The organism is Rhabdobacter roseus (assembly GCF_014202275.1).
Lineage (GTDB): Bacteria > Bacteroidota > Bacteroidia > Cytophagales > Spirosomataceae > Rhabdobacter > Rhabdobacter roseus.
In genome coordinates, this window is record NZ_JACHGF010000002.1 from 943066 (window position 1) to 955919 (window position 12854).

General features: G+C 56.6%; 8 protein-coding genes. 3 read left to right on the forward strand and 5 right to left on the reverse strand.

Going from position 1 to position 12854, the window contains the following annotated elements; translation table 11 throughout:
• Positions 1-22 precede the first annotated feature (22 nt).
• Positions 23-598: a hypothetical protein gene (locus HNQ92_RS09105; RefSeq protein ID WP_184173356.1), complete on the forward strand. Its 576-nt coding sequence runs from the start codon at positions 23-25 to the stop codon at positions 596-598.
• 120 nt (positions 599-718) lie between these two features.
• Here HNQ92_RS09105 and HNQ92_RS09110 read toward each other — a convergent pair whose 3' ends face one another.
• On the reverse strand, positions 719-994 hold the full coding sequence (locus HNQ92_RS09110) for a hypothetical protein (protein WP_184173358.1): 276 nt from the start codon (positions 992-994) through the stop codon (positions 719-721).
• Positions 995-1369: 375 nt separating this feature from the next.
• Here HNQ92_RS09110 and HNQ92_RS09115 point away from each other — a divergent pair, with 375 nt between their 5' ends.
• Both HNQ92_RS09115 and HNQ92_RS09120 read left to right on the forward strand, forming a co-directional pair.
• A complete protein-coding gene (locus HNQ92_RS09115) occupies positions 1370-4402 on the forward strand; it encodes an amidohydrolase family protein (RefSeq protein WP_184173360.1) in 3033 nt (1010 codons plus the stop codon).
• Positions 4403-4427: 25 nt separating this feature from the next.
• Positions 4428-5723 (forward strand): amidohydrolase family protein, encoded by a 1296-nt coding sequence (locus tag HNQ92_RS09120; RefSeq protein ID WP_184173362.1) that lies wholly within the window; start codon positions 4428-4430, stop codon positions 5721-5723.
• A gap of 71 nt (positions 5724-5794) precedes the next feature.
• Here the strand turns inward: HNQ92_RS09120 and HNQ92_RS09125 are convergent, their stop codons facing one another.
• The 4 genes from HNQ92_RS09125 to HNQ92_RS09140 all read right to left on the reverse strand — a co-directional run bounded on the left by HNQ92_RS09125 (position 5795) and on the right by HNQ92_RS09140 (position 12691).
• Positions 5795-7603, reverse strand: coding sequence for a M43 family zinc metalloprotease (locus tag HNQ92_RS09125; protein WP_184173364.1), 1809 nt, complete (start codon positions 7601-7603; stop codon positions 5795-5797).
• Positions 7604-7607: 4 nt separating this feature from the next.
• Complete coding sequence (locus tag HNQ92_RS09130; protein WP_184173366.1) at positions 7608-8246, reverse strand: outer membrane beta-barrel protein; 639 nt, start codon at positions 8244-8246, stop codon at positions 7608-7610.
• A 363-nt stretch (positions 8247-8609) separates the two neighbouring features.
• Complete coding sequence (locus HNQ92_RS09135) at positions 8610-10085, reverse strand: potassium/proton antiporter (RefSeq protein WP_184173368.1); 1476 nt, start codon at positions 10083-10085, stop codon at positions 8610-8612.
• A gap of 179 nt (positions 10086-10264) precedes the next feature.
• Positions 10265-12691 carry a carboxypeptidase regulatory-like domain-containing protein gene (locus HNQ92_RS09140; RefSeq protein WP_343062977.1) on the reverse strand — a complete coding sequence of 809 codons (2427 nt, stop codon included), beginning with the start codon at positions 12689-12691 and terminating at the stop codon, positions 10265-10267.
• Between the last annotated feature and the right edge of the window lie 163 nt (positions 12692-12854).

Genomic DNA, 12854 nt, shown 5'->3' on the forward strand with positions numbered 1-12854 from the left:
GTTTTTAAACCTTTACATTATTATGAAAAATCCTGGCTGGCTGCTGCTGTTCCTGGTAGGTACCTGGGCGTGTTCTCGTCCTCTTCGTCACGCACATCCTACCTATACCGTGAGCAGTACGCTCGCCGACACGGCCTGGTACGGTATGGGCGAGGCCGTCAAGGTACCTAAAGGCACCGATAAGTACTGCCGCCAGGAGCGCTTTGACCTGCACGTCAAGTCTGACTTTCCCTACGCGGGCTACCAGGGTCGGAGCGATAAGTATGCGTCCGTTGAATGCGCACCTGCGCAGCGTATCTTTATGCAAGGCATCCCGTTGCGTAAGGGAAAGCACCGTCTCTCCAAGCTGAAAATGTGCAACTTCCCTACGATCTCCACAGTTAGCTTTGCGCTCATTGGGTGTAGTGGTGGCTTACACAAGCAGTATCGTCCCCAAAGTACCCCCTCTGGCTGGGTACGGGTCACGCGCTACGAGGCCGCTACCCGTACCCTGGAAGGTCAATTTCAGCTCAGCCTGACGGATAGTACCGACGGAAAAACGGCCCGCTTCCGGCGGGGTACTTTCCGGGTACCCGTGGTGGAGGTCAGAACCCCGTAGGAGCCGCTGGGTTGCTAGTTCGCGTTTGAAACGCGAACCTCTCGAAAAGCGCGTTTCAAACGCGCCACCAGCTAAGGTACTTCCAAGGGTACCCAGCGGCCTGGACCAACTACCCTTTCCTCAATGCAGCATTTCCGACAAATGCTCGCCCGAGAGTCCTTCTTGGTTTCGGGGGTCGTAGGTCGTTTGGATGAGTTCCACGAAGTGCGCGTCGCGGGTACCTTCCAGGTCATACTCCCAAATCCCGACCTTCTCGGCATTGGAATAAAAAGTAATCAGGTACTTAAGAGGCGCATTTTCTTCTTCGGAAACCTGTTCTTCTGACCGAATGAAGTAATCGACCCGCTCAATATTAAATGCGTAATTCTGCCCTTTTAAATGAATCATCGTAGCCATGAGGTACTTGGTTGTTGGTTTGTTGAAAGTAGTGAGGTAGGTACTTCATCGAAAAGTACCCACCTCACTACTGGCCACGCGGGTACTTTGTTTCAAATTCCCCCGATCTTTTCCGGCGGGTTGGTCTAAGGCTAGTTTCCTTGCAGTAGTAATCGACGCTTTACTCGGTTTTTAAGTACCCCTCACCCCATTCGGGGTCTATAACTATTCCGGGAGGTACTTTATCAAAAGCCTGTTTTATTCCCAAAGTCAATTTCGAAAAAGGCCACCAGAGCGTCTATTTTGCCCAATACTACCCAACAACTGCAAAATATTTGTATGTTTATGGCAATAATTACCTTACTAATTAATCTATCGCTTCAAATTTTACCATTCATGAAAAAAACGGTATGGACGTTGGTAGCGTGGCTGGCCTTTGGTACGCTCAGCTACGCCCAGCAAACGTTCCCGCGCAACGGGGCCTACGACGAGCGGCCGGGACGCTACGCGTTCACAAACGCCACCATCGTGGTAGATCCCAAAACGACCATTCAGAAAGGTACCTTGCTGATTGAAAACGGACTCATCAAAGAGGTAGGTACCAATGTGAAAGTACCCGGCGGTACGGTCGTGACCGACCTGCAGGGCAAGTACATCTACCCCTCGCTGCTCGAGCTTGACTCCAATTATGGCATGCCCGAAATAAAGAGTGAACGCCGTGGAGGCGGCCGACAACCCCAACAGCTAGAGTCGGCCAAGAAAGGGGCCTACGGCTGGAACCAGGCCATCCAACCCGAAAATGAAGCCACGGCCCTCTTTACCGTAGACGCCAAAAAGGCCGCCGAACTCCGGAAACTGGGTTTCGGTACGGTACTCACCCACCCGCACGACGGCATTGTGCGGGGCACGGGGGCACTCGTGACGCTGGCCGACGAAGTAGCCAACGACGTACTGCTGCGCGCCGGAGTTTCGGCCCATTTTTCATTTAATAAAGGTAGTTCTACCCAAAACTACCCCAACTCCATCATGGGCAGCGTGGCTCTGCTGCGCCAAACCTACTACGACGCCGACTGGTACGCCAAAGGAGGTAAAGACCAGGAAACGAACCTATCGCTGAGCTATTTTAATCAAATCAAAAACTTGCCCGCTTTTTTTGAGGTAAGCGACAAGCTAGGCATCCTGCGTGCCGACAAGGTGGGCGATGAATTTGGCATTCAGTACATCATCAAAAGCGGCGGCGACGAGTATCAGCGCATCGACGACATCAAGGCCTCCGGCGCTTCCCTGCTGGTACCGCTGACCTTCCCCGAGGCCTTCGACGTGACGGACCCCTGGGACGCCGAGGCCGTAACCCTGGCCGAACTGAAACACTGGGAAATGGCTCCGGGCAATCCGGCGGCCGTAGCGCAGGCGGGCATTCCCTTTGCCCTCACTACTTCCGGACTGCCCAATACGGCCAATTTCTGGACACGCCTCCGCACAGCCGTGGAGTTTGGCTTGTCCAAAGAAAAAGCCCTAGAAGCCCTCACCACGGCTCCGGCCCGATTGATCAAAGCGGAAAACCTGGTGGGTAGTTTGAAAAAAGGCATGCTGGCCAACTTCCTGATTACGTCCGATGAGCTTTTTGCCAACGACAACATCATCTACGAAAACTGGATCAAAGGCAAACCTTACATCATCACCGACCGCCATACGCCCGACCTGCGGGGTACTTACAACCTCGCCTACGGCGGCCAGGCCAGCGGTCAGCTCCGGATCACCGGCACCCCTACCAAGCCCGAGTACCAGCTCGTGCTGAGTGATTCGCTGAAGGTAACGCCCAAGGTGAGCGTAGCCAACCAGCTCCTGACCATCACCTACCAGCCCGATAGCAAAAAGCCCGGCACCGTGCGCCTGACGGGCTGGCTCTCGGCCCGCGAACTCGGCGGCGAAGGCTCCCTGCCCGACGGCATGCCCCTGGCCTGGAGCGCCACGCTCACCGAGCCCTACCAGACCCCGGCCGCCCCGACGGATACCACCGTACGCAAGCCCAAGGAAATCGGAAAACTCCTGTACCCCTTTGTGGGGCTGGGCAACGAGGAGCGCCCCAAAGCCGAAACGATTTTGTTTAAAAACGCCACCGTCTGGACCAACGAGCAGGAAGGCGTTGTACAAGGTACCGACGTGCTGGTGCAAAATGGCAAAATAGCCCGGATTGGGAAAAGCCTCTCGGCTCCCGCCGGGGCCCGCACCATCGACGCCACCGGCAAGCACCTCACCAGCGGTATCATCGACGAGCATTCGCACATCGCGCTCTTTGCCGTCAACGAGGGCTCGCAATCCAGCACCGCCGAGGTACGCATGAGCGACGCCATCAACTCCGAAGACATCAACATCTACCGGCAGCTGGCCGGGGGCGTTACCACCTCCCAACTACTCCACGGTTCGGCCAATTCCATCGGTGGGCAGAGCGCGGTCATCAAGCTAAAGTGGGGCGCCATGCCCAGCGAAATGTGGCTCCCCGAGGCCAAGTACATCAAGTTTGCACTGGGTGAAAACGTGAAGCAGTCCAACTGGGGCGACGTAGCCCGGGTACGTTTCCCACAAACCCGTATGGGCGTGGAGCAAATCTACATGGACCACTTCATCCGCGCCCGCGAATACGATAAAGCCTGGAAAGACTACAACGGGGCCCGCAACAAAGCCTCCCGCCTGGCTCCCCGTCGCGACCTCGAGCTGGAAGCCCTGGCCGAAATCCTCAACAACGAGCGCTTCATTACCTGCCACTCCTACGTACAGTCGGAGATTAACATGCTCATGCACGTAGCGGATTCGCTCAAGTTTAAAGTCAATACCTTCACGCACATCCTGGAAGGCTATAAGCTGGCCGATAAAATGGCGGAACGCGGCATCGGTGGTTCTACTTTTTCTGACTGGTGGGCTTACAAAATGGAGGTAAAAGAGGCCATTCCGTACAACGCCGCCCTGATGGCCCGCGAAGGCGTGGTGGTGGCGATCAACTCCGACGACGCCGAGATGGCGCGCCGCCTCAACCAGGAGGCCGCCAAAGCGGTGGCTTTCGGGGGGATTTCCGAAGAGGACGCCTGGAAAATGGTGACCCTCAACCCCGCCAAGCTCATGCACCTCGACCAGCGCATGGGTAGCATCAAAACCGGCAAAGACGCTGACCTGGTACTTTGGAACAACCACCCGCTGTCGATTTACGCCCGCCCCGACTACACCCTGATCGAAGGTACCATCTACTTCGACTTCAAAGCCGACGAATCCAAGCAGGCCAAATTAGCGCAGGAAAAAGCGCGGCTCATTCAAAAAACCCTGGAGGCTAAGTCCAGCGGGGCTCCTACCCAACGCCCCGACATGCGCCGCCCGCGGATGTGGCACTGCGAAGACGTTCTGGGCGAGCACAGCGAGCACGAGCACGGTAAATAAGGACTCATTTGTAAAGAAAAAATTCATGAAAAAAATAGTCATATTCTTCGGGCTCCTGCTGCCGCTGGCACTGCGAGCCCAGAACCCCGCCCCGGCCAAGCCGCAGTCCAGGCCCATTGCCCTGACGGGCGCGACTATCCACGTGGGCAACGGGCAGGTGATCGAAAACGGCACGCTGGTTTTTGACAAAGGGATCATCACCGCCATCGGCAACGCCAGCACAACCTTCGACCGCACCGCCACCGAGGTACTTAACCTCACAGGCAAGCACATCTTCCCCAGCCTGGTGTCGATGGGTACTACCGTGGGTTTGCAGGAGATCGCCTCCGTCCGCGCCACGCTCGACTTCCAGGAGGTAGGTGAAATCAATCCCCACGTGCGGGCGCTCATTGCCTACAATACTGACTCGGAAATTATCCCTACCCTGCGCAATACGGGTATTCTGGTGTCGCAGGCCGTGCCGCAAGGTGGGTTGGTGTCGGGGCAGTCGTCGGTATTCTACGGCGACGGCTGGAACTGGGAAGATGCCGTGCTCAAAAAGGACGATGGCGTGTGGCTCAGCTGGCCCCCCTACCTGGCGCGTTCGTTCAACCCCGAGGATTTTACGTTTTCTATTAAGAAAAACGAAAAACGCGCCGAGGTGATCCAAAGCCTGCGTGCCTACTTCGCCGACGCCAAAGCCTACGCCGAGATCGCCGATCCGGCTCCCGTAAACCTGCGTCTGGCTTCCATGAAAAATCTGTTCAGCGGCGCGGCCAACCTCTACGTACGCGCCGACTACGCCAAGGACATCATCGAGGCCGTGCAATTTGCCAAGGAAATGGGCGTGCAAAAGGTGGTAATCATGGGCGGTGACGAGTCGCACAAAATAACGGGCTTCCTCAAAGAGAACCAGGTACCCGTGGTACTGGAAGAGCTGCACCGCCTGCCCAGCCGCCCCGACGACGACGTGTACCTACCCTACGAGCTCCCCGCGCGCCTGCACAAAGCGGGCGTAAAAGTGGCCCTCAGCTACGGCAGCGGCTGGTGGCGTACCCGCAACCTGGCCTTTCAGGGCGGCACGGCGGCGGGCTTTGGAGATCTTACGCCCGACGAAGCCCTGCAACTAGTCACCCGCAACCCCGCCGAAATCATGGGCGTGGCGCAGCAGGTAGGTACTTTGGAAAAAGGCAAACACGCTACCCTGGTGGTAGCGCGCGGTGACCTGCTCGACATGCGAAGCAACGTGATCGAAAAGGCGTACGTCAAAGGTGCCGACGTGAACCTCGACGACAAGCACAAACGCCTTTACGAAAAATACAAGGAAAAATACGGCCACTGAGCCGCCGTATCCTGGACTAGTGCGCGGTCAGGTACCTTCCAAGGTACCTGACCGCTTTTTTTGAGGTACTTTTAAATAGCACGCTTCATGTTTACCGTCTGGCTCGGCTTTTGGATATAGCCGTTCGGAACGCGCAGCCCGGCCCGGCCATTGGGTGCGTTGGGGTTGTTAAAACGGGTAGGTAGCCAGTAGGCTTTGTCGAGCGTGTGGCGCATACGCCGTCGCTGGTCGCGGGTGAAGGAGTTCTCGTAGGTGTGGAAGTAGTCCATCACGTTGGAGCTAATAAAATGCGTTCCGTCGCAGGCGGTGCGTTGGTAAGGGTTGCTACCCATGCTGGCCTGGTAGGCGGTGCGGTCGTAGTAGGGCGTGTCGTCGCATTCGTCGGGGTCGGTGGCGCTGCAACCATTCAGTTCGTAGCCCGCGCCGCTAAATACGTGATCCAGCGCCAGGTTATGGCCCAACTCGTGCGCCAGTACCCCCGCCGTATGGTCGTAGTTGAAAAAAGTACCGAAAGTGTAATTAGGCTGCTCGGGCTTGGTATACGAAGAGGTACCTTCCAGGTTGGTAGACCAGGCCGGGAAATACGCAAAGCTGAAGCCCTCCTCAATCTGGGTCACCCATACGTTGAGGTAGTAGTCGGGATTCCAGTAGTACTTCCAGGCTTCGTCGGTAAGTACCTTCATATCTTCAGACTTGTAGTAGGTATATTTTCGCTGCGGCAGGGGTACGGCATCGATGCCTTTCTGCGGGAGCGGGCGGCCCGCGGGGTCGGTTTCGGCGGCGTAAAATTCCACGTAGGCATCGGCGCTGTTGAAGGCCCGGGGGCGCTCAACGCCGTACTGCCCGCGGTAGATTTGGGTCACCTGCGCCAGCATGTCCGCGACCTTTTTCTCCGTAAAAGCCGGATAAGCGCTGGTATTGACGTGAAAAATAACCGGTAGACGCACCACCCGGAAGGTTTCGTCCCGCACGGAGTTGATCGTCACCTGCTGGTTAGTGAGTCCGTAGCCCGTGGCCCTGAACGTAAACGCCCTGACTTCCTGGGTACTTAAAACGCTACCGGACGGGATGTTGACCCCGTTTTGCGTCAGCGTGAGGTCGGGGGTAGGGCGCATGGGGCGATCGTTCTCATCCAGCGCCGTGAGCTCGACGGTCAGCCGGGTTTTGCCGTCGGCGTAAAAGTAGCGCGCGTCCAGGCCGAGGTCAATGACCAGGCGCTTCACCGGCGAGCGGGCATCGAGCACAATGGCGTTGCTCTCGATGCTCTGCCAGCGTACTTTGAAAGTGTAAAGTCCTGGATGCCGCGTCGTAAAGAGCGTGTCGGGCAGCGGCGAGTCGTTCACATACAACCGCGCCCCCGAGCGGTCCTGGATGGGCTTATTACCAATCCACGCCCCGATGGAGAAACGCGCCGTGGTGAGGCTGTCGGCCACGTAGGTTCCGTGGTAAGGCTGCCCGGCCCGTTGATAATCCACGCTCAGCCGCAGCTTGATGTCCTGGTGGCCGTGTACCCGAAATGTTACCGGCGCACTAAGTACCTGCCCGAACTTCGCCCGGATGGCGTAGGTACCTCGCTCCGTGAAGCGAAAGTGGTTGTCGGGCAGGGGTACTTCTTCCCACAGGTACTGCACCAGGTGGTCGGGCAGGTCAATCCGGTTGCCGTCGGCATCTTTGGCGTACAGGAGTGCCAAGGGCACGTCAATGCGGTCTATGCCGGCAATAAAGTCCTTCTGCACGGTGGTGTCGATGGCTATTTCGGTGATGCGCTGGTAGTGAAAAAACGTATCCAACGGCCGGAAGTCTGCTTCGGGTTTACAGCTTACCAGCCAGGCAAGTACCCCTAGCATCACCAGCCATCGCGTCAGAATGGGTTGTTTCATAGCCTCAGAAGGTTATCAGTAGGGCGGTCGATTTATTTTTGAGTCCGTGCGGCGGCATCAAGTCCGCCAGGCCCCATTCTCCGCGCAGCTCCAAAACGGGGAAGTGACGAATGTACAGGCCCACGCTCAGCGCCAAGCCGTAGTCCACGTTATTGCGAAGCATCTCGGCCGTGACGGGGTCGGGCTGCAACGTACCGCCCGGTGTCCCGTATTTCCAGTCGCCCCGGAGCAGCGACGAAAAGTACCCCCCTACCCCCAGGTAAGGATTCAGCTTCGGGAAGCCCGGCTTCAGGATCAGCGGCATCAGGTTGGCCTGAAGGTACCTTAGGCGACTCACCGAGCGCACCTGCGCCAGGTCGTTTTTGAAGGTAATATCGGCACCTTTGTTGACGTAGGCCAGCTCCAGGCGGGCGTTATAGTGGCGATGAATAAACAGGTCGAAGAGCAGTCCGGCCTGCCATTTCCAGTTGGGAGGAGCCGGAAAAGCCAAGGTAGGCATACCGGGGCTGTGGTAGGTAGATGAAAGTACCCCCAGCCGCACGCCCACAAAATTGGAGGGAGGCTGGGTACCTGGCTGCGCCCGAACCGACCCGGCCAATACCCACAAACTACCCAAAAAAAGAAAGTAAAGGTTTTTGATCATGAAATTCGGCTCCGTGTGAAGAGGGTACTTCAAAACGCAAAGTTCCGATTTATCCTCCAACAAAACATACGTAGTTTTCCCCCTTTTAGCCTCAAAGTACCCTGGTATTGCTTCTTGTCTTCTTTTTTAGATTAAAAATGACCAATACCTGGCTAAACACCCGGTTATTCTTTGACTATTTTCTTTCCGTAAAAGGCTTTGGCATAGGCTATAAAGTTAATCACCACAAGAATCAGGCCGATCAGGTTGGTGTTGGTCACAAAAAGCCACTAAATAAAACCTAAATGCTCGCCGCGAGGTGCCATTGAAGCCATAAGTCCGTCATAGCCGTTTGTCCGCTATCGATGTGAGGCATGCGGTTGTTCAAGGAATTAAGTCCCGTATTTGCAGGGTTTCGTACACTTTATTGATCCCGGCCTGCGTATCCGAAAGGACAATGAGGATGTCCTGAGCCTCCAGCTCCGTGGCCCCACTGGGGGTAATGTACTTTTCGCCGCGTTTAATCATGGCGATGATGGCCGTTTTTGGAAAGCCCAAATCCACGATTTTTTTACCCACCGCCAGGCTGTCGGGAGTGATAACGATCTCCCGCATGAAGGTCCGTGGGTGGTCGGCCAGGGAAACTTCGGTGGGTACTTTGGGTTTGGCTTTTTCGGGCAAGGCCACGTGTAGCCACTGGGCCACGGTACTCAGGGTGGTACCCTGAATGACAATGGAGGTCAGGGAGATGAAAAAGACCAGGTTGAAAATCATGTCGGCTTTTTCGATGCCCGCCAGCAGCGGATAGGTAGCAAACACAATGGGCACCGCGCCCCGCAACCCCACCCAGGAAATGTACCAGCGGCGCCTGGCTTTCATTTTGAAAAACAATAAACTCACGAACACACTCACGGGCCGGGCCACGACAATCAGGAACATGGCTATCAACAGCCCCAGGCCAATTAAGGGTACGATGCGCGTGGGGTACACCAGCAGGCCGAGGGTCAGGAAGAGCACGATCTGCATGAGCCAGGCCAGGCCGTCGTACATGCGCAGGATGGTTTTTTTGTGGATCAAATCCTGGTTGCCCAGGTACACCGCACAGATGTATACGGCCAGGAAGCCGTTGCCGCCCACGAAGTCGGTAGCCGAAAAGGTAATGAACATGAGGGCAATGACCAGCACCGGATACAGCCCCTCGAAGTCGAGCTTGATGCGGTTGATGATGTACTTGCTCAGCTTGCCAAACAGAAAACCGCCCAACGCGCCCAGGAGCATCTGCCGAAAAAACAACGGAATAAGCGAATAAACCGACTGCTCCGGGTTGACCACCAAACCCAAAAAAGCAATGGTGAGCACGTAGGCCATCGGGTCGTTACTGCCGCTTTCCAGCTCCAGGGTTGGGCGCAGGTTGGCTTTGAGGGCCAGGCTTTTGGAACGCAGGATGGAAAAAACGGCCGCGGCGTCCGTAGACGAGACGATGGCCCCTAACAGCAGGCTCTCGTACAGCGTAAAGTCCGTAATGTACCAAACAAAAGTACCCAGGGTGAGGGCGGTCAAAAATACGCCCAGTGTAGAAAGTACCAGCCCTTGGGCGTAAACGGGCTTCACGACGTTCCAGTCGGTATCCAGGCCGCCCGAAAACAGAATAAAATTCAGCGAGACAATGCCAATGAACTGGGCCATTTGGGGGTTGTCGAAGTGAATACCGCCCAGCCCGTCGGAGCCCGCCAGCATGCCGATGGCTAAAAATAGAAGTAGCGTCGGGACGCCAAACCGATAGGAAGTTTTGCCCGCGATGATGCTAATCAATAGCAACACTGAGCCTACTAAAAGTATATTTTCAATGGTTAAATACATGCATCTACTCCTTACCTGGGTGATTACTTCATTACCTCAAGTATCCCGCTCAAACCGGTTATTCTTAGGTGAATGACTCTTTTTAAAAAAGACTATATGTGTCTGAATTTTAAAAAAAGAAAATAAAAGTCACTCTAATATACAAAAATTTCGCATACGGTTGGGAAAGAAATTCAGTATCAAAAATCCACCCGGTAGTAGAACACCGGCAAGAACCCCAACTGGTACTCCTGCTTGATGAAGGTACCGTCGGGCTGCGGCGCGTAGCTGAGCGAGAGCTGGTTTTGAATCCCCAGTACGTTCACAAAATCCACGGCGATGGTGTGCGTGAGCCCCGCGCGGTTAATCTTGTACTCGGTCTTGAGGTCGAAGCGGCGGTAGGGCGCAAACTGCTGCGTGTTGCGTCCGGCGTCTTGGTAAATAATCTCCTGCTGCTGCCGCGAGGCTACCTCGTCTACGGGGCCGTACCAACGCCCGCCGATGGCCGTAAACTTGGCCCCCACGTTGAAGCGGGAGCGCTGCCGGACCACAAACTCTTTGGACAGCAGCGCATTGAACGCGTAGCGGCCGTTGAAGTCGGTGTTGCGCCACAGGCCGTCGGTGGCCCGGTACTTGGAGTCAAAGACGGAGGTCGTGACCAGAAACGAGTACCCCTGGCTGAAAAACTTCTCCAGCGTGAGCTCCAGGCCGTAGTTGCGCCCAACGCCCTCGTTGACCAGGCGGTCGGGAAAAACCCGCGAAAAAGCCGAACCCGAGTTCAGGATCGAGAACGAACTACCCGCCCGCGCCTCCACGGGCACGTCAAACAGCCGCTGGTAGTAGGCTTCCAGCAGCAGGCGCATGTTTTGGCCCAGCAGTCGGCTATAGCCCGTGACCCAGTGCCAGCTTTTGATGAGACCCGCCTGGGCGCTGGTCCCTTCGGTGCGGTTGGCGGGGGTAATGTACGGGTGGTGGTAAAAGTACAGGTAGGTAGGCATGGCCTGGCTGTGCAGGCCCGTGGCGAAAGTGAGCTTCTGGCGGTTGGGTAGGTCGTAGATAAGCCCGCCGCGCGGCTCTACGGGCGAGAAGCTGTTTTTGTTCAGGGTACTTAGGAAGCTACTGAGGCCCACGTTTAGCGTAAGGCGGTCGGTCAGGAAGTACTTCCACTGGGCGTAGGGCTGTAGCTGCACAAAAGCTTGGTTGGCGTCCCAGCGCTGCCGCCAGGGGCCCAGCTGGGTGCTGGCCGCGTCGATGAAGGTACGGGTGCTGTCAAAGGCCCGGAAATGTACCAGGTCGGCGTTGAGGCCTACTTTCAGCGTGGAGCGGGGACCAAACTTATGGTTCAGCGAGGTGGCTAGACTTATTTTATCTTCATTGAACTGGTAGTCCAGAATAGGTACCTTGGCCTCCACCACGTAGCGCTCATTCTCCACCACGGGGCGGCCCTGGGTGTCTTTACGCAAGAAAAGGTAGTCGTGGTTGGCGTCCTGGATGTTGGTGGTGTAGGCCAGCGTGGCCCGGAAATAGGTACTTTGACTCAGCGGCTGCTGGTAGGTAGCCCCCGTGGCGGCCATGTGCGAGGTGTAGTACTGGTCGCGGTCGTTGGAACCAAAAATATTGCGGTCGTCGGCCTGCTGTTCGCTGATCAGGATGTCGATGGTACTGCTGCCCCCCACGCCCCAGAGCGACAGGCTCCCGCCGTTTTTGGTGGGGAAATTCAACCGAAAAAAACCGTCCAGGTAGGTCGGTACCGCCTGCGTACCGATGTCGATGCCCGCCCGGCTAAACAGCCAGAGGTTGGCGTAGCGAACGCTGGCCAGGTACGACGCCCCCGATTGGCGGGAAAGCGGCCCCTCGGCCATGGCCTCGGTGCCCAGAAACCCAAACTGCGCCATGAACTCGTGCTTCTGATTATTCCCATTGCGCAGCTTCAGATCAAAAGCCCCGGCGATGGAGTTGGCAAACTCGGCCGGGAAAGCCCCCGTAAAAAAGTCGGAGTTGGCCAGGTACTTGTTGTTGATGATACTCACCGGCCCGCCAGAAGTACCCGCAATGGCGAAGTGATTGGGATTCGGGATCGTCACGCCTTCCAGCCGCCAAAGCACCCCGGCGGGCGAGTTGCCCCGGATCACGATGTCGTTGCGGGAGTCGTCGGCGCCCTGCACGCCCGCGAAGTTGGAGGCCATGCGGGCGGGCTCGCCCCGGCTCCCGGCGTAGCGGTCGGTTTCCTCCACCGAAAACTGCCGCGCCGACACCACGGCCATCTCGTTGGCAGCCTCGCCGCTGCGCCGCGCCCGCACGCTCACTTCGCTCAGGTCCGTTACGCGCTCTTCCAGGTCTACGTCCAGGATGGTCTCGCGGCCCGCGTCCAGGATGATGTTGTTCAAAAGTACCTCCTTGTACCCCACTAATGTAATGCGCACCCGGTACCGGCCCACGGGTACCTGCGGAAGCCGGTACTGGCCGTCGGGGTCGGTTTGGGTGCCGAAGGTTGTCTGCTCGCCCACCACTACCGTAGCGCCCGCCAGGGGGTACTTCGACTCCTTGTCCACCACCCGGCCACGCAAGGTCTGCGTCACCTGCGCCGAGGTCGAAAAGGCAATGAACCAACCGATTATACAGAGCACAGGTATTTTCATATCCTAAAAAAACAAAGCTGGCTATCCGGGAATAAATTATGGGAGGTACTTTCAAGGTACTTTCAAGGTACTTTCAAGGTACTTTCAAGGTACTTTCAAGGTACTTTCAAGGTACTTTCAAGGTACTTTCAAGGTACTTTCAAGGTACTTA